The organism is Bradyrhizobium sp. CCBAU 51753, from assembly GCF_015291565.1.
Lineage (GTDB): Bacteria > Pseudomonadota > Alphaproteobacteria > Rhizobiales > Xanthobacteraceae > Bradyrhizobium > Bradyrhizobium ivorense.
On record NZ_CP030037.1, the window covers coordinates 3049494 to 3070616 of the forward strand.

General features: G+C 66.2%; 17 protein-coding genes. 9 read left to right on the top strand and 8 right to left on the bottom strand.

Annotated elements, in window-relative coordinates; genetic code table 11:
* Positions 1-52 precede the first annotated feature (52 nt).
* The 5 genes from XH93_RS13605 to XH93_RS13625 all read right to left on the bottom strand — a co-directional run bounded on the left by XH93_RS13605 (position 53) and on the right by XH93_RS13625 (position 7597).
* Positions 53-832: an alpha/beta fold hydrolase gene (locus XH93_RS13605; protein WP_194473897.1), complete on the bottom strand. Its 780-nt coding sequence runs from the start codon at positions 830-832 to the stop codon at positions 53-55.
* A 3-nt stretch (positions 833-835) separates the two neighbouring features.
* Positions 836-2131: an O-acetylhomoserine aminocarboxypropyltransferase gene (locus XH93_RS13610; protein ID WP_194473898.1), complete on the bottom strand. Its 1296-nt coding sequence runs from the start codon at positions 2129-2131 to the stop codon at positions 836-838.
* A 108-nt stretch (positions 2132-2239) separates the two neighbouring features.
* A complete protein-coding gene (pncB, locus tag XH93_RS13615; RefSeq protein WP_194473899.1) occupies positions 2240-3544 on the bottom strand; it encodes a nicotinate phosphoribosyltransferase in 1305 nt (434 codons plus the stop codon).
* Positions 3545-3605: 61 nt separating this feature from the next.
* On the bottom strand, positions 3606-7130 hold the full coding sequence (locus XH93_RS13620) for a molybdopterin cofactor-binding domain-containing protein (protein ID WP_194473900.1): 3525 nt from the start codon (positions 7128-7130) through the stop codon (positions 3606-3608).
* Complete coding sequence (locus XH93_RS13625; protein WP_194473901.1) at positions 7130-7597, bottom strand: (2Fe-2S)-binding protein; 468 nt, start codon at positions 7595-7597, stop codon at positions 7130-7132. Before XH93_RS13625 ends, XH93_RS13620 begins: the two co-directional genes overlap by 1 nt.
* Before the next feature lie 293 nt (positions 7598-7890).
* Here XH93_RS13625 and XH93_RS13630 point away from each other — a divergent pair, with 293 nt between their 5' ends.
* The 8 genes from XH93_RS13630 (at position 7891) to XH93_RS13665 (ending at position 16105) form a co-directional block, all read left to right on the top strand.
* Positions 7891-9339, top strand: a complete 1449-nt coding sequence (locus XH93_RS13630; RefSeq protein ID WP_194473902.1) for a 6-hydroxynicotinate reductase — start codon at positions 7891-7893, stop codon at positions 9337-9339.
* Positions 9336-10244, top strand: a complete 909-nt coding sequence (locus XH93_RS13635) for a UPF0280 family protein (protein WP_194473903.1) — start codon at positions 9336-9338, stop codon at positions 10242-10244. Before XH93_RS13630 ends, XH93_RS13635 begins: the two co-directional genes overlap by 4 nt.
* A 16-nt stretch (positions 10245-10260) precedes the next feature.
* Positions 10261-10845: an amino acid synthesis family protein gene (locus XH93_RS13640; protein ID WP_066516275.1), complete on the top strand. Its 585-nt coding sequence runs from the start codon at positions 10261-10263 to the stop codon at positions 10843-10845.
* 29 nt (positions 10846-10874) lie between these two features.
* Positions 10875-12089: an ABC transporter substrate-binding protein gene (locus XH93_RS13645; protein WP_194473904.1), complete on the top strand. Its 1215-nt coding sequence runs from the start codon at positions 10875-10877 to the stop codon at positions 12087-12089.
* Between the two features lie 167 nt (positions 12090-12256).
* On the top strand, positions 12257-14146 hold the full coding sequence (locus XH93_RS13650; protein ID WP_194473905.1) for an ABC transporter permease: 1890 nt from the start codon (positions 12257-12259) through the stop codon (positions 14144-14146).
* Positions 14143-14934 (top strand): ABC transporter ATP-binding protein, encoded by a 792-nt coding sequence (locus XH93_RS13655; RefSeq protein ID WP_194473906.1) that lies wholly within the window; start codon positions 14143-14145, stop codon positions 14932-14934. The genes XH93_RS13650 and XH93_RS13655 overlap by 4 nt, the downstream gene beginning before the upstream one ends.
* Positions 14931-15635, top strand: coding sequence for an ABC transporter ATP-binding protein (locus XH93_RS13660; protein ID WP_139481625.1), 705 nt, complete (start codon positions 14931-14933; stop codon positions 15633-15635). Before XH93_RS13655 ends, XH93_RS13660 begins: the two co-directional genes overlap by 4 nt.
* 14 nt (positions 15636-15649) lie before the next feature.
* A complete protein-coding gene (locus XH93_RS13665; protein ID WP_194473907.1) occupies positions 15650-16105 on the top strand; it encodes a MarR family winged helix-turn-helix transcriptional regulator in 456 nt (151 codons plus the stop codon).
* A 140-nt stretch (positions 16106-16245) separates the two neighbouring features.
* On the opposite strand, the gene XH93_RS13670 is transcribed toward XH93_RS13665, so the two are convergent.
* The 3 genes from XH93_RS13670 to XH93_RS13680 form a co-directional block, all read right to left on the bottom strand.
* Entirely contained in the window at positions 16246-16914 is a 669-nt protein-coding gene (locus XH93_RS13670; RefSeq protein WP_194473908.1) for a hypothetical protein, read from the bottom strand.
* A 2-nt stretch (positions 16915-16916) separates the two neighbouring features.
* Positions 16917-18317, bottom strand: coding sequence for a selenium-binding protein SBP56-related protein (locus XH93_RS13675; RefSeq protein WP_139481622.1), 1401 nt, complete (start codon positions 18315-18317; stop codon positions 16917-16919).
* 572 nt (positions 18318-18889) lie between these two features.
* Positions 18890-20086 carry an amidohydrolase family protein gene (locus XH93_RS13680; protein WP_194473909.1) on the bottom strand — a complete coding sequence of 399 codons (1197 nt, stop codon included), beginning with the start codon at positions 20084-20086 and terminating at the stop codon, positions 18890-18892.
* Between the two features lie 171 nt (positions 20087-20257).
* Between XH93_RS13680 and XH93_RS13685 the strand changes: the two genes are divergently transcribed.
* Complete coding sequence (locus XH93_RS13685; protein ID WP_194473910.1) at positions 20258-21031, top strand: ferredoxin--NADP reductase; 774 nt, start codon at positions 20258-20260, stop codon at positions 21029-21031.
* Positions 21032-21123: the final 92 nt, after the last annotated feature.

A 21123-nucleotide genomic window follows, 5' to 3' on the forward strand; every position in this document is an offset into this window, starting at 1 on the left:
GCGCGCCACCTTCTCCCAAAAGGGGAGAAGGGAAGAGTAGTTCGCGGCAGCGCTACCGCAGCGCCGCCAGCAGCTCGTCCGGCTGCTCGACCATCATCATGTGGCCGGCACCCGGCAGCACCACGGTCCGCGCATTCGGCGTCGCCGCGGCGAGGGTCTTGCCGGCCTTGGGCGGGGTCATCATGTCGCGCTCGCCGAGTACGAAGGTCGCGGGCACCCTGACCTGCGCGGCGGCCGCCAGCGCGTTCTGGTAGGCGTTGCAGGCGTTGAGGTCGTTGTACAGCACGCCGGGCTTCGCCTCCTGCAGCACCCGCTGCGCGCCCTGGTGCATCCACATCCCGGGCGCGAGGCTGCCGCCGAGCTCGGCCTTGAAGCCGAGGCCCCAGATCGAGACCATGTCGATCGCGGCCGCATCGTTGGCCTCGGCGGCCTTGAGCAGATCGGGGCCAACCGTCATGGTCGCCGCGGTGCCGATCAGCGCCAGGCCGGAGACCTTGTCCGGATGCCGCGCCGAAGTCTCGAGCGCGATCAGCGAGCCCATCGAGTGGCCGATCAGCCGGGCCTTCACTGCGCCGGCCGCCGTGATCAGCGCTGCGGTCCAGTCGGCCATCTCGGCAATCGTCGCCAGCAGCTTGCCGGCGGAGCGGCCGTGGCCGGGCAGGTCGGGCGCCAGCACGGAGAACCCGTGGTGGGCGAACCAGCGGCTGTGCAGCGCCCAGGTCGAGGAATCGAAGCCGGCGCCGTGCAGCATCACCACCGCCGGCAGCGAAGGGTCGAACGGCTTGCCGCCGGTGGCGATGAAGGTGTCCGATCCGTTGACGGAAAGCTGCATGGCTCAAGTCCTTTGCGAGGCGCGCAGCGCCTGGCCGAGATCGTCGATGATGTCCTGCGCGGTTTCGATGCCGACTGACAGCCGCACTAGCTCCTCGCCGATCCCGGCGGCCTTGAGCTGGTCGGCGTCCATCTGCTGATGCGTGGTCGAGGCCGGATGGATCACCAGCGTCTTGGCGTCGCCGACATTGGCGAGATGGCTGATCAGCTTCAACGACTCGATGAACTTCTTTCCGGCGGCGCGGCCGCCCTTGATGCCGAAGCTGACGATCGAGCCGGCGCCGCGCGGCAGCAGCTTCTTGGCGAGCGCATAGTCCGGATGGCTCTCCAGCGACGGATGCAGCACCCAGTCGACCGCCTTGTTCGCGGTCAGGAAGTCGAGCACGGCGCTGGTGTTGCTGACGTGACGGTCCATGCGGACACCGAGCGTCTCGATGCCTTGCAAGAGCTGGAACGCGTTGGTCGGCGACAGGCAGGCGCCGAAATCGCGCAAGCCTTCGGTGCGGGCGCGCATGATGAAGGCGGCCTTGCCGAACTGCTCGTCGAAGACGATGCCGTGATAGCCGGCATAGGGCTCGGTGAGCTGCGGAAATTTTCCCGATGCGCGCCAGTCGAAGCGGCCGCCGTCGACGATGACGCCGCCGATGGCGATGCCGTGGCCGCCCATCCATTTAGTCGCCGAGTTCATCGTGATGTCGGCGCCGAGCTCGATCGGCTGGCTGAGATAGGGCGTCGCAAAGGTGTTGTCGATCAGCAGCGGGATCTTCGCGTCATGTGCAATCTGCGCGACCGCGGGGATATCCAGCACCTCAAGGCCGGGATTGCCGATGGTCTCGCCGATCACCAGCCGGGTGTTCGGCCTGATCGCGGCGCGGAAATCGTCCAGCGCCCGTGGCTTCACGAAGGTGGTGGTGATGCCGAAGCGCGGCAGGGTATGCGCGAGGATGTTGATGGTGCCGCCATAGAGCGAGGCGGAGGCGACGATGTGGTCGCCGGCATTGAGCAGGGTTGCGATGGCGAGATGCATCGCGGCCATGCCGCTGGCGGTGCAGATCGCGCCGACGCCGCATTCCAGCGCGGCGATGCGCTCTTCGAGGACTGCGGTCGTCGGGTTGGAGATGCGGGTATAGATGTGGCCGGCGCGTTCGAGATTGAACAACGCTGCGGCATGATCCGCATCCTGGAACACGTAGGACGTGGTCTGATAGATCGGTACCGCGCGGGCGCCGGTCGCGGGATCGGGGCGCTGGCCGGCATGCAGGCTCAGGGTTTCGAAGGCAGGCGGCTTGGGTGCGGGCATGCGAAACTCGTGTGATCAGTCGGTGAGGATGGTTCGTTCGCGAGGAGTCTTTTGTTTGACGCGTTTTCTTTACGCGAACCGGGGTCCACTTCGCTTGAAAACGCTATGTTAGACGTGAACTGCGGTACGAACGCGGCCGATATTGCCGAATACGCGCAAATAGCGCTCGACCTCGGACGGGATGCCGGTCGCCTTCTCCGGATTGTCGGAGAGCTTGACGGCCGGGCGGCCGTCGACCGACGTTACCTTGCAGACGATCGAGATCGGGTCGAGCTCGGTCGAGCCGTCGGGCGCGCAGCCGACGAAATCATTGGTGAGGTTGGTGCCCCAGCCAAAGCTGATGCGGACGCGTCCCCTGAAGTGATGGTAGGTGTCCTCGATCGAGCCGACGTCCATCGCGTCGGAGAACACCAAGAGCTTCTCACGGGGATCGCGGCCCTTCTGCTTCCACCAGGTGATGATGTCCTCGCCGGCTGCGATCGGCGGCGCGCTGTCGGGACGAAAGCCGGTCCAGTCCGCCACCCAGTCCGGCGCGTCGCGCAAAAACGGCTTTGTGCCGAACGCGTCGGGCAGCGCGATCAAAAGGTTGCCGCCATAGGTGTGGCGCCACTGGTCGAGGATGCGGTAGGGCGCCCAGCGCAGCTCCTCGTCGGAATTGGCGAGCGCGGCGGCCACCATCGGCAGCTCATGCGCGTTGGTGCCGATCGCTTCGAGATCGTTGTCCATCGCGAGCAGCACGTTCGACGTCCCGGTGAAGGAGGAGCCGAGGCCTTCCTTGACCGCCTCGACGCACCAGCGCTGCCACAGAAAACCGTGGCGGCGGCGCGTGCCGAAATCGGACAGCCGCAGGCCGTCGAGCTTTCGCAGCCGCTCGACCTTGGCCCACAGCTTTGCTTTGGCGCGGGCGTAGATGACGTCGAGCGCGAAGCGGCCGTAGTCCTTGGTCGCCGCGCGCGAGCGCAGCTCGTTGAGGATCGCGAGCGCCGGGATCTCCCACATCGTGGTGTGGGTCCAGGGCCCGTGGAAATGCAGCTCATACTGGCCGTCGACCTTGTGCAGCTCGTATTCGGGCAGGCGGAAGGTCGAGAGCCAGTTGATGAAGTCGGGCGAGAACATCTGGGTCTTGCCGTAGAACGTGTTGCCGGCGAGCCAGATCAGCTCCTTCTTGGAAAAACGGATGGTGCGGGCGTGGTCGAGCTGGGCGCGCAGCTCGCCCTCGTCGATGACCTCGGCGAGCTTGATGTGGGTGGAGCGGTTGATCACCGAAAAGGTGGTGCGCGTGTCCGGATAGCACTCCCGGATCATCTGCTGCATCAACAGCTTGTAGAAATCGGTGTCGAGCAGGCTGCGCACGATCGGATCGAGCCGCCAGCCGTGGTTGTAGGTCCGGGTTGCAATATCTGTGACCGTCATGCGGGAACCTTAGCCTGCCGGACGCCGCCCGCCCAGTGGGTTTTGGGCGGAACATGGCAGCTCAGCGCGCTATGGTCTGCCGGATACGGCCGATCGTCGCAGCAACGCCGGTCCATTCCGGCTTGCCGGGGGCGAATTGCCGCCTGAGGAAGCCGACCAGCTCGGCGACCTGGCCGTCGCTCATGCTGTCCTTGAAGGGTGGCATGTAGCCGAGATCGCTCGCCGCGGGCTTGGCGATGCCGTGCAGGATCACCTGGATCAGGTTGTCGGGCACCTCGCTGTGCAGATTGCTGTTCAGCGCCAGCGAGGGCCGGCTGCCGAACAGCGGGGGACCTCCGACCTCGTGGCAGACCGCGCAGGCGCCTTGATAGATCCGCGCGCCTACGGAGGGGGCGGTGGTGACGGCGGTCGTAGTTTCGAGCTTCACGGCCAAGGCATGGTGGGCCGGCCGATCGGCGGCCTCGTTGAACGAGGCAAGGTAGACCGCCATCGCGCGGATGTCCTGGTCGGGCAGCGCGGCTAATTCCTTGACCACCGGCGCCATCGGGCCCGCGGCAACGCCATGAAGGCGGGACTCGCCGGTGCGCAAGTAAGCGTACAGCTCGTCCTCGCTCCAGGGGATCGGCGCCTTCGACAGCGAGGTCAGCGCCGGCGCCTCCCAGCCCTCGGCTAAGCCGCCGGCAAGATAGGCGGCCTGCCGTTCGGCGCCGAGCGCATTGCGCGGCGAGTGGCAGGCGCTGCAATGGCCGAGACCCTCGATCAGATAGGCGCCGCGATTCCACGCTTCGGATTTGGCGGGATTGGGCTGGAACGTATCCGGTCTGTGGAACAGCGCATTCCATCCGGCCAGCAGCGGACGCAGGTTGAATGGATAGGCGAGGGTGTTCTGCGGCGTCTCGGCGCGCACGGGCGCCTGCGCCATCAAGTAGGCGTAGAGCGCCTGCAGGTCGGCGTCGCTCGCCTTGGCAAAATGCGTGTATGGAAACGCGGGGTAGAGATGCCGCCCGTCGCGATGGATGCCCTCGCGCATCGCGCGCTCGAAGGCGGGATAGGACCAGGCGCCGATGCCGGTGTCGATATCGGGTGTGATGTTGGTGGTGTAGATGGTGCCGAACGGCGTCTCCAGCGGGCGGCCGCCGGCGTTCAAGATGCCATGCTCGGAGGTGTGGCAGACCGCGCAGGCGCCGAGCGCCGCAAGCTCCTTGCCGCGCGCAATCGTCGCGGCGGAAAACACTGAGGCATCGGGCTGAGCAATCGGCGCAATAGCGCGCCACGGCAGCACGGCGGCACCGATGCCGATCGCCGCCGCGCACAGTGCCGCAACACCGGCGAGGATGCCGCTGCGTTTGACGATCGGGTTCTGCCATTTGTTGAGTTGCGCCGGCGCGGCAGGCGGCGGGAGCGGAGCGGGCGCCGAGGGCTGCTCGCCGTGCAATCCCTTCAAGATCCGTTCCGGCGTGAACGGCAGCTCGCGAAAACGCACGCCGGTCGCATCATAGATCGCGTTGGCGATCGCCGCCGCGCTCGGCACCGAGGCGGACTCGCCGACGCCGAGCGGCGGCTGATCCTGCCGCGGCAGCATCAGCACGTCGATCTTGGGCAGCTCCGGAAATTTGATGATGGGGTAGGCGCCCCATTCCCGCGCCGTGCCGCGCTCGAACGAGACTTCCTCCATCAGCGCGCGGCTGGTGGACTGGATGACGTTGCCCTCGATCTGGTGGCGCACGCCCTCCGGATTGATCATCAACCCGGAGTCCTGGCCGGCGACGACGCGTGTCACGCTGACGTCGCCGGTCGCCTTGTTGACCGCGACGTCGGCGATCCATGCCGACCACGCCGCGCCATAGCCGGGAAACTTGCTGTGCACATAGAGCGCATAGGCGAAGCCGCGGCCGCGGACGATGTCGCCGTCTTGCTGCTCTTGCCGCACCGGACGCGGCGTCCAGCCGGCGCGCTCGGCGACCGCGTTGACGAGATCGATCGCACGCTTGTCCTTCAGATAGCGCAAACGATATTCGATCGGATCGACCTTGGCTTCGGCGGCGAGCTCGTCGATATAGGACTCGTGCGCAAAGGTGTTCGGCAGCGCCGAGACGCCGCGAAACCAGGACGCGCGCACGATCGGCGGCATGTCGTTGGCGACGACGCGCATGTTCTCGTAGTCGTAGGGCGGGATCGCGGTGCGATCGCCCATCTCGAACACGGCGGCTTCAGGCGCGATCCGCCTGGTGAGCAGCAGCGCCAGCGTCGGCGCACCGTTTGACGGATAGCGCGTGGCAAAATCGTAACCGGCGACACTGCCGTCGGCATTGAGCCCGCCATTGACGTCCATCAACTGCGCGGTGCCCTTCGGCTCCCAGGCATGTTCCTGCTCGCGGGTGAGCTGTACCCGCACCGGGCGGCCGACCGCGCGCGACAGCAGCAGCGCATCGGCGGAGACGTCGTCGGCGCAGTTGCGGCCATAGCAGCCCGCCGCCTCCATCCTGATCACGTCGATCTCGGACTCCGGCCGCTCGATCAGCAGTGCGAGATCGCCGCGCAGGATGTGCGGGTTCTGCGTGCCGGACCAGACCCGGATCGCGCCGTCGCCGTAATCGGCAACCGCGCAGGATGGGCCGATCGCGCCGTGCATCTGGTACGGCCAAACATATGTCCGCTGCATCGGCTTCGCGGCCGCGCCGATCGCGGCGTCGACATCGCCCTTGTCGATCAGTTGGCGCGGCGTCGACGGATTGGCGCGCAGCGCCTGCTCGATATCGCTGAGATCGGTCAGCGCCGGACCCGGCTTCCAGCTCAATTTGAGCTGCGCCGCCGCCTTGATCGCGTTCTCCTCGCGCTCGGCGACGACGCCGACGAAGTCGCCGATCCGCACGACCGCGACGAGGCCGGGGATATCGCGCACCGAGGCTTCGTCGACCGCGATCAGGCTAGTGCCGACGAACGGGCCGGCATCGACGCCGGCATAGGGCGGGCGGACGACGCGGCCGTGCAGCATGCCCGGCACCCGCACATCGTGCACATAGACCAGCTCGCCAGTGGCCTTCGCCGGCAGGTCGACGCGCGGCTGGGATTTGCCGACGATGGAATAGGCATCCACCGCCTTGACCGGGACGTCGTCGGCAAGCTCCAACTGGATCGTGTCGTCGGCGATCAATTCGCCATAGCTGACGCTGCGGTTGTCATGGCCGCGGATCAGGCCGTCCTCGACCGTGAGCTCCTCGATCGGCAGCTCCAGCCGCTCGGCCGCGCGCGCGACCAGAAAATGCCGCGCTTGCGCGGCGGCCTTGCGCAGCGGGACGGCGGTGATCTGGATGGTCTCGCTCGCAATCGTCGCGCCCTGGTTCGGCACCGTTGCGGTGTCGCCGAGGATCACGACGACGCGGGCAAAGGAGACGTCGAGCTCTTCGGCGACGATCTGGCCGAGCGCGGTGCGGATGCCGGTGCCGAGATCGACGTGGCCGTTATAGGCGTTGACCGAGCCGTCGGCGGTGATGCAGATGAAGGTCTCGAACGCGCCTTCGCTGCCCAGCACCGCGGGGCGCACGACCGACAGCGAGCCGCGCTGGCGTTGCTCGGTCACAGCCATCAATCGCGCGCCTCGAGCGCGTGGCCGGCGGCGCGCATCGCGGCGCGGACAATCTCGATATGCGCGCCGCAGCGGCAGAGATTGTAGCGCAGCGCTTCCAGCACCTCATGCTCGCTTGGCGCAGCGTTGCGCGCCAGCAGCGCCTTGGTGGTGATGATCATGCCGTTGAGGCAGTAGCCGCACTGCGCGGCCTGTTCGCGGATGAAGGCGTCCTGCACCGGATCGGGATGCTCGCGGCTGCCGAGGCCTTCGAGCGTCACGATGTCGCGCCCCACGCAGCCTTCGATCGGGATCACGCAGGACCGCGCGGCGACGCCGTCGATCAGCACCGCGCAGGCGCCGCACTCGCCGAGACCGCAGCCGTATTTCGGTCCGTTCAGTTCGAGATCGTTGCGCAGCACGTAAAGCAATGCGGTGTCGGGAGCAGCGTCGACATCATGGTCCCTGCCGTTCACGGTCAGGCGCATCGCCCTCGTTCTCCCTCGTGTTTGCGCTGCAACGCGCGCGCGATCGCGAAGGAGGATAACGTTTGTATACAAACGTGCAAGCGGCGGCATGCCGCGCTGCAGCGCGTGCCCGCTTTATGAACAGGGCGGCTAGGCAAATGGGCTATTATTCGGCAGCGGCAGCTTTTGGCAGCAATGGCCGCTTGACAGGCCGCAAGCTCCCGCGCAGGATCATTCGTATACGAACGATATCGGCGGAGGCGGAGGGATGCGCAGTATGATCGACCGCCGCCACAAGTCCAGGCTTGGTCACGATGGCTGACACAATGACCGTCGCCGCCGGCGACAAGATCCGCTGCGATGCCTGTCCGGTGATGTGCTACATCAAGCCGGGCGCGGCCGGCGCCTGCGACCGCTATGCCAATCATGATGGAACATTGATCCGCGTCGATCCGCACGTGGTGCTGGAGCGCACGGTATCGCATGGCGGCAAGCTGGTGCCGTTCCAGGTGAGCGGCGACTGGGACGGCAAGATCGTCCGCCAGCCCGACATCTTCGTCACCGCGATCGGCGCCGGAACGACGTATCCGGATTACAAGCCGGCGCCGTTCATCGTGTCGTCCGAGGTCGACGGCGTCGATATGGTCACGGTGGTGACCGAGGGCATTTTCTCCTATTGCGGCGTCAAGGTGAAGATCGACACCGACCGCTATCTCGGCCCGGAGACCGCGACGGTGCGCGCCGACGGCGAGGCGGTCGGCCACGTCACGACCAGCGAATACGGCTCGCAGATGCTGTCGCTCGGCGGCGTGCATCACCTGACCGGCGGCTCGAAGAAGGAAGGCCGCGTCACCTGCGACACGCTGATGGATCTCTCCAACTGCAAGGCGGTGGAGCTGACCATCGACGGCGGCGCCACCGTGATCGTGCAGGCCGGCAAGCCGCCGATTGTCAACAGCGTGCCGGAAGAGCGGATGCGGGTCGGCTGCGGCTCGGCGACCATCGGCATGTTCGCCAAGCAATGGCACGGCAAGGTCGACGAGGTCGTGGTGGTCGACGACCACATCACCGGCGTGCTCAGCGAGCACCAGGCCGGAAAATTGCTCGACATCGCCGACACCGGCATCAAGATGAAGGGCCGGCGCTCGACACCCGGCCGCTATTTCCAGGTCGCCGATCCCGGCACCGGATGGGGCGGCACCAACATCTCCGATCCCTTATCGATCCTCGGCCCGTTCAATCCGAAGGAGGCGCGGCCAGGGTTGACGATGCTGATGGTCTCGACCACCGGCGAGCACGCCTCCTACTACGTGCTCGACGAGGCGCTGCGGCCGGTCGAGACCGAGATGCCGGCGGATCTCAGATTTTCCGTCGAGCGCATCCAAGAGAATTGCGAGCCGGCGCTGTGCACCGTGCTGTTCATGGGCGGCGCCGGCGGCTCGCTGCGCGCCGGCGTCACCGACAATCCGGTGCGGCTGACGCGCTCGGTCAAGGACGCACTGACGCGTGTGACCAGCGGCGGCGCGCCGGTCTATGTCTGGCCGGGCGGCGGCATCACCTTCATGGTCGATGTCACGCAGATGCCGGCCGGCGCGTTCGGCTACGTGCCGACGCCGGCGCTGGTGGCGCCGATCGAGTTCACGATGCGGCTGTCCGACTATGCGGCCCTTGGCGGCCACATGGATTATGTCCGCCCGCTGTCCTCGCTGCGCGACAGCGCCGAGGTCCGGCCGATGCCATACATTCCGGGACGGCGCGCATGACGAGGCTCCCGCAAATCGCGCTTCTTCCCGACGGCAAGCGGCTGCATTTGCAGGACGGCCCGATTGACCTGGTCATTGGAGCGAAGGGCAGGGACGCCGATGTCAGCGCCGCCTATCGGGCGGCGGCGGAACGGTTCACTGGCCTGCTGGATGAACTCTGTGCGGAGTTGCCTTTGTTGCGCAGTGCGGCCGATCCACATCACTGCGCGCTGAAAGGCGTGGTCGCGCGGCGCATGCATGCCGCCGTCGCGCCATTTGCCGCCGATTCCTTCATCACGCCCATGGCGGCGGTGGCGGGCTCGGTTGCCGAGGAAATCCTCGGTGCGATGCTGCAGGAAGCCGCGCTCGATCGCGCCTATGTCAACAATGGCGGCGATATCGCGCTGCATCTCGCCGGCGGGGAGCAGTTCAGCGTCGGCCTGATGGATCGCCCGGACCGCCATGGGGTGATGCGCACCACGACCATCGACGCCGACATGCCGGTCCGCGGTATTGCGACCAGCGGTCGCCATGGCCGCAGCTTTTCGCTCGGCATTGCGGATGCCGTCACCGTGCTGGCGCGTACCGCGTCGCAGGCCGACGCCGCGGCGACGGTCATTGCCAATGCGGTCAACCTGCCGGGCCATCCGGCGATCGTCCGGCTTCCGGCAAACGAATTGCAGCCGGACAGCGATCTCGGCGCGCGGCTGGTGACCCGCGATGTCGGGCCGCTGGCGGACCACGAGATCGAGCAGGCGCTTGACGCGGGTACGGCGCAGGCGCGCCTGCTCCTGACGTCGGGATTGATCGAGGGCGCGGCATTGCGTCTACTGGGCGAAACGCGGCTGGTCGGTGCAATTGGCCGCGAGGCGCCGGCACCGCACGCGTTTCAGGGAACAACGATACAAAGCATGCTGCAGGCATGACCGGGAGCGAGGCACAATGAGCGCCGTCATTCGCAAGATCGTCACCGTGGTCGAGGAGACCCATCTGGAGATGGGCAAGACCATCGCGCCGCCGACCCGGCGCGCCGCCGCGATCGCCGTGATCGAAAATCCGTTTGCCGGCCGCTATGTCGAGGACCTGTCGCCGCTGATCGCGATTGGCGAGGAACTCGGCGAATTGCTGTCGAAGCGAGCGGTCGCAGCGCTCGGCATCGACGGCGCCAAGGCGCATTCCTATGGCAAAGCCGCCGCCGTCGGCGAAAACGGCGAGCTCGAGCACGCGGCCGCGATCCTGCATCCGAAGATGGGTGCGCCGGTGCGCAAGGTGCTCTCCAAGGGCGCCGCGCTGATCCCGTCGTCGAAGAAGCGTTCGGGCCCCGGCACCACGCTGGACATTCCGCTCGGCCACAAGGACGCGGCGTTCGTGCGCAGCCATTTCGACGGCATGGAGGTGCAGATCAACGATGCGCCGCGCGCCAATGAGATCATGGTCGCGGTCGCGGTGACCGACAGCGGCCGGCCGCTGCCGCGCGTCGGCGGGCTGACCGTGGACGAAATCAAGGGCGAAGACGGATTGCGATAATCTCTTTGAAGACAAACTGGAGGTACGGGATGCGTGGTTATTTCGTAGGGGCGGGTCTGGCGATCGCGGTTGCGACCATGGCGACCAGCGCCGTGACAACACAGGCCTTGGCGCAGAGCGAGATCAAGATCGGCGAGATAAATAGTTATTCCTTGTTGCCGGCGTTCACCGAGCCCTACCGCAAGGGCTGGCAGCTCGCGGTGGAAGAGATCAATTCCGCCGGCGGCATCAACGGCAAGAAGCTCGTCGTCGTCTCCAAGGACGACGGCGGTAAGCCGGCGGACGCGCAGACCGCGGCAAACGAGCTGGTGTCGAGCGAGAAGGTCGCGCTGCTCGCGGGCACCTTCCTCTCCAACATCGGGCTTGCCGTCAGCGACTTCGCCAACCAGAAGAAGGTGTTCTTCCTCGCGGCCGAGCCGCTGACCGACGCCATCACCTGGTCGAAGGGCAACCGCTACACCTTCCGCCTGCGCCCCTCCAACTACATGCAGGCGGCGATGCTGGTGGAGGAGGCCGCAAAGCTGCCGGCAAAGCGCTGGGCGACGATCGCGCCGAACTATGAATACGGCCAGTCGGCGGTCGCGGTGTTCAAGAAGCTGATGTCGGAGAAGCGGCCCGACATCCAGTGGGTCGACGAGCAGTGGCCGCCGCAGGGCAAGATCGACGCCGGCCCCGTGGTGCAGGCGGTTGCCGCGGCGAGCCCGGAAGCGATCCTCAACGTCACCTTTGGCGCCGATCTGGTGAAGCTCGTCCGCGAGGGCAATACGCGAGGCCTGTTCAAGGACCGCAAGGTGGTGAGCTTCCTGACCGGCGAGCCGGAATATCTCGATCCGCTCAAGGACGAGACGCCCGAGGGCTGGATCGTCACCGGCTATCCCTGGTACGCGATCAAGACGCCGGAGCACGACGCGTTCCTGAAGGCCTATCAGGGCAAGTACAACGATTACCCGCGGCTCGGCTCGATCGTCGGCTACCAGACCATCAAGGCTGCGGCCGCGATCCTTGCCAAGGCCAATTCGACCGATCCGGAGCAGCTGATCACTGCGGCTGAGGGCATCTCGATGCCGTCGCCGTTCGGCGAGATCACCTTCCGCAAGATCGATCACCAGTCGACCCTGGGCGCCTTCACCGGCAAGACCGCGCTCAAGGACGGCAAGGGCATCATGGTCGATAGCGCCTACCGCAAGGGCTCCGACTATCTGCCCAGCGACGCCGAAATCGAAAAGCTGCGGCCGAAGGATTGAGACTGCAGACTTCTCCCTCTCCCCGCTCTTGCGGGGAGAGGTGAAGGGAAGACCTGTAGGGTGGGTTAGCCGAAGGCGTAACCCACCGCCTCGTGGTGCAAGGGCGGGTTACGCTGCGCTAACCCGCCCTACGAAGTGATGCTTGTGATCTCCAACGCGGACCGCCCATGGCTTTTTACGTCGTCCAGTTCCTGACCGGTCTTGCCAGCGCGGCGTCGCTGTTCCTGGTCGCCTCTGGCCTGTCGATCATCTTCGGCGTGACGCGGATCGTGAACTTTGCCCATGGCGCGTTCTACATGCTCGGCGCCTATGTCGCCTTCACGCTGACCGAGCGTTTCTCGGGCGCGCTCGGTTTCTGGGGCGGCATCGTCGCCGCGGCGCTGGCGGTGGCGGTGATCGGCGTGCTGGTCGAGATGGTGCTGCTGCGCCGGATCTACCATTCGCCCGAACTGTTCCAGCTGCTCGCGACCTTCGGCCTGACGCTGATGGTCGAGGACCTCGTGGTGCTGATCTGGGGCCCGGACGATCTGGTCGGCCGCCGCGCGCCCGGCTTCAAGGGCGCGATCGATTTCTTCGGCCAGAACATTCCAAGCTACGATCTGTTCCTCATCGCACTCGGGCCGGTCGTGCTCGGCATTCTCTGGCTGCTGTTCCAGCGCACCCGATGGGGCATCCTGGTGCGCGCGGCGACCCAGGACCGCGACATGGTGGCGGCGCTCGGCGTCAATCAGAAATGGCTGTTCACCAGCGTGTTCGCGCTCGGCGTTTTCCTCGCCGCGCTCGGCGGCGCGCTGCAGATTCCGCGTGATGCAGTCAATCACGCGATGGACCTGCGGATCATCGTCGAGGTCTTCGTCGTGGTGGTGATCGGCGGCCTCGGCAGCATCATCGGCGCCTTCGTCGCCGCAGTGCTGGTGTCGGAGCTCAACGCCTTCGGCATCCTGATCTTTCCGAAAATTTCCATCATCCTGGTGTTCCTGGTGATGGCGGTGGTGCTGATCGTCAGGCCGTGGGGCCTGTTCGGCAAGCCGGAGGCGCCGGCGCGGCGCACGCCGGGCCTGACGGTCAATCCGTGGCGGCCGCTGACCACGAACGAACGCTTCGCCGCGATTGCGGCGCTGCTGGTCGCCGCCGCATTGCCGGTGCTTAATAGCCCGTATCTGCTCACGGTGGGCTCGGAGATCGCGATCTTCGTGATCTTCGCGGCCAGCCTGCATTTCCTGATGTCGGTCGGCGGGCTGGCCTCGTTCGGCCACGCCGCCTATTTCGGGCTCGGCTCCTACGGCGTGGCGCTGCTCGCCACCAAGGCGGGCCTGCCGATGATCGTCTGCCTGTTGCTCGGGCCGATCGTCGGGCTGCTCGGCGCGGCCGTGTTCGGCTTCTTCGCCGTGCAGCTCTCCGGCGTCTACTTCGCGATGCTGACGCTGGCCTTCGCCCAGATCGTCTGGTCGATCGCGTTCCAGTGGGTGTCGGTAACCGGCGGCGACAACGGCATCCTCAGCGTCTGGCCGGCGAGCTGGGTGGCGAGCCCGTCGCGCTTCTACTGGCTGTCGCTCGGCATTGCCGCGCTGGCGGTCGTCATTCTCCGCATCATCGTGTTCTCGCCGTTCGGCTTTGCGCTGCGTGCGACGCGCGACTCTCCGCTGCGCAGCGAGGCCATCGGCATCAACAGCAAGCGCATCCAGTGGACCGCCTTCGTGATCGCGGGCACCGTGGCCGGCGTCGCCGGCGCGCTGTTCGCCTACCTGAAGGGCAGCGTCTTCCCGGACAATATGGGCATCTCGCTCTCGGTGGATGCACTGGTCATGGTGCTGCTCGGCGGCGTCGAGACGGTGTCGGGCGCGGTGATCGGCGCCATCGTCTACAAGGCGCTCAACATCTGGCTGGTCAGCCAGACCGATCTGTCGAAACTCGTGCTCGGCGGCTTCGTCGTGCTGATCGTGGTGGCCTTCCCGAAGGGCATCGTCGGTACGCTCGAGACCTTCCTGCATCGCCGGCGCAAGTCCGCCTCGTCGGCTTCGTCAGTGCTCACCTCCCGCATCGAGACCGCCGAATGAGCATGGCCCCCACGTTGCTGTCGGTCGAGGAACTGACAAAATCCTATGGCGGCGTGCATGCCATGCGCGGCGTCTCGTTCGAGTTGCGCGCCGGCGAGATCCTGGCGCTGATCGGGCCGAACGGTGCGGGAAAAAGCACCTGCTTCAACGCGCTGAACGGCCAGATCATTCCGGATTCCGGGCGGGTCCGGCTGCTTGGCGAGGAGATCACCGGCAAGAAGCCGCGGGTGATCTGGCGGATGGGCGTCGGCCGCACCTTCCAGATCACTGCGACTTTCCCGACGATGACGGTGCGCGAGAACGTGCAGGTCGCGCTAGTCTCGCACGGCGGCGAGCTGTTCAACCTGTGGGCCTCGACCGCGAAGCACGCGCGCGACGAGGCCGGCCGGCTGCTCGATCTGGTCGGCATGGGCGCCTATGCCGAACGGCCCTGCGGCGAACTCGCCTATGGCGACCTCAAGCGGCTGGAGCTTGCGATCGCGCTCGCCAACCAGCCCAAATTGCTCTTGATGGACGAGCCGACCGCCGGCATGGCGCCGCGCGAGCGCGTCGAACTGATGCGGCTCACGGCGCGGATCGCGCGCGAACAGTCGATCGGCGTGCTGTTTACCGAGCACGACATGGACGTGGTGTTCGAGCATGCCGACCGCATCCTGGTGCTGAACCGCGGCAGCCTGATCGCCGAAGGCTCGCCCGAGGAGGTCCGCGGCAACGCCCAGGTGCAGGCGATCTATCTCGGCGAAGGCCTGGTCTACGACGCCCGGCACCGTGAGGGAGCCTCCGCATGAAGCTCACGGTGAATGATCTCAACAGCTTTTACGGCCCGGCGCATATCCTGTTCGATATCGCGCTGGAGGTCGGCGAGGGCGAGGTGGTGGCGCTGCTCGGCCGCAACGGCGCCGGCAAGTCGACCACGTTCCGCTCCATCGTCGGCCTGGTCGAGAACCGCTCCGGCCGCATCATGTTCGAGGGCAAGGACGTCTCGCGCGAGCCGACCCATGCGATCGTGCGCGGCGGCCTCGGCTACGTGCCGGAAGAACGGCGCATCTTTACGGACCTGACGGTGGAGGAAAACCTCGAGGTCGGCCGCCAGCCGAAGCGGGCGGGCGCGCCGCAATGGGACCGCGAAAAACTGTTCAAGCTGTTTCCCAATCTCGGCGAGATGCGCAACCGGCCCGGCGGCCGCATGAGCGGCGGCGAGCAGCAGATGCTGACCATCGCGCGCACGCTGATGGGCAATCCGTCGCTGGTGCTGCTCGACGAGCCGTCGGAGGGCCTGTCGCCGAAGATCGTCGAGCAGATGGTCGATGCGATCCTCGCCATGAAGAAGGAGGGCGTGAGCATCGTGGTGTCCGAGCAGAATTTGCATTTTGCCCGGCTGATCTCCGATCGCGCCTACATCATCGAGCGCGGCCGGATCTGCTTCGGCGGCACCATGGCCGAGCTCGACGCGCGGCCCGATATCCGCGACGCGCATCTGTCGCTGTAGGGGCGGGGTGGACCATGGCGAAGGTAGCTGCACAAAAGCGAAACGGCAAGGCGTCGAAGCCGGGTTATGTGCTGGACGAGCAGATCGGCTTTATCCTGCGCCAGGTGTCGCAGCGCCATGCCGTGATCTTCGCCCGCGAGATCGGCATCAATCTGACGCCGACGCAATGGGCCGCGCTGTCGAAGCTCGCGGAGGTCGGCGCCTGCTCGCAGAACCAGCTCGGGCGGCTGACCTCGATGGATGTCGCGACCATCAAGGGCGTGATCGACCGCCTGACCGCGCGCGGCCTCACGGAAACGTCGCCCGATCCCGACGACGGCCGCCGCCTGCTCGTGAGTCTCACCCGCGCCGGCCAGCAGATGGCCGAAAAGGCCGCTCCGCACGCGCATGCGATCTCCAAGGAGACATTGGCCCCACTCGACGCCAAGGAGCGCGAGACGCTGATCGCGCTGCTGAGCAGGCTGCGCTAACGCAAACGTTTCCGTCATTGCGAGCCAACGGGTCGCGCGAACGCGCGCCCGATGACAGGCTCCGCGAAGCAATCCATCGCTCCACATACGCGGAAGGACGGATTGCTTCGTCGCTTCGCTCCTCGCAATGACGGCTGGACTTACGCTGCCGCGCCAAGCACCAGCGCGACGGCACCCACCAGCACCAGGCTGCCGGCCCAGACCGCATCGAGGTTGAACCAGCTTCGCGATACGAACTTCAGCCCGAGGTATCGATAGACCAGCCACGCCAAACAGCCGCCGGCGATGATCATCGCGCCGGCATGGACCACGGAGACCAGCAGCGCCATCGTCAGGTTGGCATTGATCAGCGCGCCGGCGGCCGCGTGGCCACGATCGGCATCGGCGGCCTCGCAGAGCCCGAGATAGATCGGCACCAACATCAGCGCGGCGCCGTGGGCGATCGCGACCGCGAACGACCACAGGCCGAGCTGCGCCGGCGGGATCCGCGCCAGCGCCCGGGGATGGCGGCGGTCGAGCAGCCGGTAGATGCCGAAGGCGATGACGAGCAGGCTCGCGGCGATCCGGATCGGGCGTTGCCATTCGACCAGCGCGGCCAGCATCGCGAACGGCAGGATCACCAGCAGCATCGCCAGCAGGTGACCGATTGCGAGCGGCCCGAGCGCGGCAACGAGCGCGCGCGAGCTTCGTTGCATCAGGCCGGCCGATACGGCGAGCGGCCAGCCCATTCCCGGGTTGATGCCGTGGTAGAGGCCGCTCGCGATCACCGCCAGCCACAGCGAGGCCAGCGTCCAGTCGGCCGCACTCACATTCAGACCGACGGATAGCAGAACGAGTCGGTCGAGCAGTCGCCGCCGTCGAGCCGTATCTGGTGCGCGCGGTAGCCGTCGGGGAGGCCGACCCAAAAGTCCTTGGCCAGCTCGAGGCCGCCATTGGCGCCGACATTCGCCATCACCTCGGCGCCGGGAATGCCGTTCGGATAGAACTGGTCGTCCCAGGTCGAGTACAGCGAATTGGTCCAGTACACCCGCTTGCCGTCGCGGCTGATCTCGACCATCTGCGGGCCGCCGGCAAAGGCCTGTCCGTTCGGATGCGGCGCGCGTCCGACGATGCCGCCGATCCGGACTGATCCGGCAAGCTTCGGCTTGCGCGGATCGGAGACGTCGTATTGCCGCATCTCGCCGGTGCCCCAGCAGGAGACGTAGAGGAACCGGTCGTCCATCGACAGGTCGATGTCGGTGACCAGCGGCGGCACCGCGCCAAAACCCTGCAGCAGCGGCGGCAGCTTGTCCTTCGGCGCGGGCTCGGGCGGGATCGTCGCCGTCTTCTCGATGTGAAACTGGCCGCCCTCACGCCACCAGGTCCAGATCGAGCCCTCGAGGTTGGTGGTGTCGACCACGACGCCGACAAAACCGTGCTCGCGGATCGGATCATGCGCCGGCCGCACCTCCAGCGCCATCTGATGGTTGGCGCCGAGGTCGATGGTCTGGACGTTGCGCCGCGCGCGCAGATCCCAGAAATGCAGCCGGTGGCCGTATTTGTTCGACAGCAGGTCCTCCGGCACGATGCCGTTCTCGAATTGCGGCGGCAGCGCCCACTCGCTGCTCACCATGTAGTCGCGCGGCAGGTTCCACCAGAAGTCATAATGCTTGGTCTGCGAGCCGCGATCGATCTCCCAGCGGCCGAGCACCTCGAAGCTCTCGCAATCCATGATGAAGATGCCGGGCGGTCCGTCGGTGCCGTCCTTGCCGCCGCCGCCGAGCGTCGAGACATAGATGCCCTCCGGCCCGCAGTGAATGGTGTGCGGCCGCGAGTAGCCGGTCTTCTTGAAGACTTCTTCGGGCTCGATGATCTTGTGGATTTTCGCCTGCGTCGGATCCGGCTTGGTGTCGATGATATAGATTCGGGAGGATCGCATCCCGGGAATGATGAGATAGCGGCGCTCGAGGAAAGCGTGGCCGGCGAGCGGCGACAGCGCCGACGAGCAGGCGTTCCAGCCGAAATGGTGGAACTCGTCGCCTTTGTTGGGCATCGTCACGGTGTGGACGATCTTGCTGTAGGTCGGCGAGCCCCGCTTGACGTCGATCACGGCGAGCGCGTCCGGCTTCGAATGATCCGGGCTGAGTAGCACGGTGTAGGCAAAATTCTCGACTGGGGCTTCCATCGCCAGCTTCGGCGAGGCGTGGAACGTGGGATCTGGCCTCATCGTCATCGGCTGCCCTCCTGATTGTGTGATGTTGATCAACACGGCACGGCGGCATGCAGCAGCAAGAACTTAAAATCCGGATCGAAATGCCTCTTGCGAGTGCTGCCGGCTAAGGTTCGCTTTGGGGCAGACTACACCGCAACGGTGACAGCTGAAAACAAGCTTCGGTGACGGCGCCGGCGCGGCAAAGCCGCACGGCGCGGTGGCCGGTCAGCTGAGCTGGCACAAAATGCATCACCGTCATCCCCGCGCAAAGGCTTCGCCTTTGTCGCTGGAGGTGCGAGCTCTTGCGAGCCTCGAAGGATGCACGGCCCGACTGTGGCCGTCGACCCTTCGAGGGCCGCTGAAGAAGCGGCCACCTCAGGGTGACGGGTTGTTTTGCTCAACTTGCTCGGTGTCATCACCCGCGCAGGCGGGTGATCCAGTATTCCAGAGGCAGTGGTGAATGAACCGAGAGGCCGCGGCGTACTGGATCGCCCGGTCCATGTGCGCAATCGCGCACAGGCCGGGCGATGACAGCGGTGGGTGAGGACAAAGCTTCACACCCTCTCAGGGTGACGGGTTGTCAATTGTGCGCGTTACTTCGCCACGATCTCCGGCACCTTGCCCGCCGGCGGCGTGTTGCGGCTGCGCTGGGTGCGGACGATGCCGTCGATGATGGTCATGCCGATGCCCGGGAGATCGCCGAGCTGCACGCTGTGCAGGATGTTCTTGCCGGGCGAATGCTGCGCCTTGTCCATCAGGACAAAATCGGCGGAACGGCCGACCTCGATCAGGCCGCAATCGAGCTCGCGCATCCGCGCGGTGTTGCCGGTGGCGAGGCAGAAGGCGAGCTCGGCGGGCAGGTCGCCGAGCGACGACAATAGCGACACCATGCGCAAAATGCCGAGCGGCTGCACGCCGGAGCCGGCCGGCGCGTCGGTGCCGAGGATGACGCGGTGCAAATCGCCCATCTCGCGCGCGGTGCGCAGCGTGAACAGCGCCGAGCGCTCGTTGCCGTTGTGCACCAGCTCGAGCCCGCGCTTGCAGCCCTCGCAGATGCAGCGGATCTGGTCGTCGGGCAGGGCGGTGTGGCCGCCATTGATGTGGCCGACCACGTCGGTGTCGGCCTCCAGCACCACGTCCTTGTCGATTAGGCCGGAGCCGGGGATCGAGGGGCCGCCGGTGTGGATGGTGCTCTGAATGCCGTATTTGCGCGCCCAGCCGACCATTTTGCGCGCGGTCGGGCCGTCCTTGACGCCGCCGAGCCCGACCTCGCCGAGTAGCTTGACGCCGGCGGCGGCCATTTCCTTGAAATCGTCCTCGACCATCTCGCATTCGATCACCGGCGCGCCGGCATGCACCTTCACGCCGCCCGGCCGCAGCGTCCAGAACGCGCGCTGGGCGAAGATCGCCATCGCCTTGACGCCGACCACATCGCGCGGCCGCCCGGGCATGTGGACCTCGCCGGCGGAAATCATGGTGGTGACGCCGCCATGCAGATAGCTGTCGATCCAGTTGATCTGGTTCTGCCGTGGCGTCCAGTCGCCGGCGACCGGATGGACGTGGCTGTCGATCAGGCCGGGCGCCACCGTCGTGCCGTTGGCATCGACGATGGTGGTGGCGCCCTCGGTGTCGACGTCCTTGAGACGGCCGATCGCAGTGATCTTGCCGTTCTCGGCGACGATGGTGTCGGCATCGAGGATCGGCTTCTCCAGGGCTCCCGACAGCAACAGCCCGATATTGCGGATCACCAGCTTGCTGGGGCCGGTGGCCTGGGGCGCGTCGTGAGCCATGGGTGGTTTCCTTCTGTTTATGGCGAAATTGCCCGGGAATTTGAGCTCGGCTTGACTTTTCGATCAAGCCGGATTATTCGTTTGTATACGAATGATCGTATACAAACGATCCGGCCGGTCAACGGGGTTCAAGTCCTTGGAGCCGCGCGGCACAAATCAGGGATTGGTGCGATGAGCAATTTCAACCAGGAAAGCGTCCTCAGCGTTCATCACTGGACCGACACGCTGTTCTCGTTCAAGACCACCCGCAGCCCCACCTTCCGCTTCCGCAACGGCGAGTTCACCATGATCGGGCTCAAGGTCGGCGAGAAGCCGCTGCTGCGCGCCTACAGCGTCGCCAGCGCCAATTACGAGGACACCCTCGAGTTCTTCTCGATCAAGGTTCCGGACGGCCCGCTGACCTCGCGCCTGCAGCACCTCAAGGAAGGCGACGAGATCATCGTCAGCCGCAAGGCCACCGGCACGCTGGTGATCGACAACCTCGAGGACGGCCGCAACCTCTATCTGATCGGCACCGGTACCGGCCTCGCCCCGTTCCTCAGCGTGATCAAGGATCCCGAGACCTATGACCGCTTCGAGAAGGTCGTACTGCTGCACGGCTGCCGCCGCGTCAAGGAACTCGCCTATGGCGAGATGATCACCGAAAAACTGCCGAACGACGAGCTGATCGGCGAGCTGGTCCGCGAGCAGTTGATCTACTACCCGACCGTGACGCGCGATCCGTTCCGCAACCGCGGCCGCATCACCGACCTGATCACCACGGGCAAGTTGTTCGACGATATCGGCCTGCCGGCGCTCGACGCCGCGCATGACCGCGTCATGATCTGCGGTTCGCCGGCACTGGTCGCCGATACCCGCACGCTGCTGGGCGGCCGCGGCTTCGTCGAAGGCAATCACGGCGAGCCGGCGCAGTTCGTGGTCGAGAAGGCGTTCGCGGAGCGCTGAGGCTAGCGCCGCTCTCCACCGCCGTCATTGCGAGCGAAGCGAAGCAATCCATTGTCACCGAGCATGCGGTGCAATGGATTGCTTCGCTTTGC

What these genes read in the sequence shown, in the direction of transcription:
- XH93_RS13605 (WP_194473897.1), bottom strand. Translation starts at nt 832, where the DNA reads ATGCAGCTTTCCGTCAACGGATCGGACACCTTCATCGCCACCGGCGGC.
- XH93_RS13610 (WP_194473898.1), bottom strand. Translation starts at nt 2,131, where the DNA reads ATGCCCGCACCCAAGCCGCCTGCCTTCGAAACCCTGAGCCTGCATGCC.
- pncB (WP_194473899.1), bottom strand. Translation starts at nt 3,544, where the DNA reads ATGACGGTCACAGATATTGCAACCCGGACCTACAACCACGGCTGGCGG.
- XH93_RS13620 (WP_194473900.1), bottom strand. Translation starts at nt 7,130, where the DNA reads ATGGCTGTGACCGAGCAACGCCAGCGCGGCTCGCTGTCGGTCGTGCGC.
- XH93_RS13625 (WP_194473901.1), bottom strand. Translation starts at nt 7,597, where the DNA reads ATGCGCCTGACCGTGAACGGCAGGGACCATGATGTCGACGCTGCTCCC.
- XH93_RS13630 (WP_194473902.1), top strand. Translation starts at nt 7,891, where the DNA reads ATGGCTGACACAATGACCGTCGCCGCCGGCGACAAGATCCGCTGCGAT.
- XH93_RS13635 (WP_194473903.1), top strand. Translation starts at nt 9,336, where the DNA reads ATGACGAGGCTCCCGCAAATCGCGCTTCTTCCCGACGGCAAGCGGCTG.
- XH93_RS13640 (WP_066516275.1), top strand. Translation starts at nt 10,261, where the DNA reads ATGAGCGCCGTCATTCGCAAGATCGTCACCGTGGTCGAGGAGACCCAT.
- XH93_RS13645 (WP_194473904.1), top strand. Translation starts at nt 10,875, where the DNA reads ATGCGTGGTTATTTCGTAGGGGCGGGTCTGGCGATCGCGGTTGCGACC.
- XH93_RS13650 (WP_194473905.1), top strand. Translation starts at nt 12,257, where the DNA reads ATGGCTTTTTACGTCGTCCAGTTCCTGACCGGTCTTGCCAGCGCGGCG.
- XH93_RS13655 (WP_194473906.1), top strand. Translation starts at nt 14,143, where the DNA reads ATGAGCATGGCCCCCACGTTGCTGTCGGTCGAGGAACTGACAAAATCC.
- XH93_RS13660 (WP_139481625.1), top strand. Translation starts at nt 14,931, where the DNA reads ATGAAGCTCACGGTGAATGATCTCAACAGCTTTTACGGCCCGGCGCAT.
- XH93_RS13665 (WP_194473907.1), top strand. Translation starts at nt 15,650, where the DNA reads ATGGCGAAGGTAGCTGCACAAAAGCGAAACGGCAAGGCGTCGAAGCCG.
- XH93_RS13675 (WP_139481622.1), bottom strand. Translation starts at nt 18,317, where the DNA reads ATGACGATGAGGCCAGATCCCACGTTCCACGCCTCGCCGAAGCTGGCG.
- XH93_RS13680 (WP_194473909.1), bottom strand. Translation starts at nt 20,086, where the DNA reads ATGGCTCACGACGCGCCCCAGGCCACCGGCCCCAGCAAGCTGGTGATC.
- XH93_RS13685 (WP_194473910.1), top strand. Translation starts at nt 20,258, where the DNA reads ATGAGCAATTTCAACCAGGAAAGCGTCCTCAGCGTTCATCACTGGACC.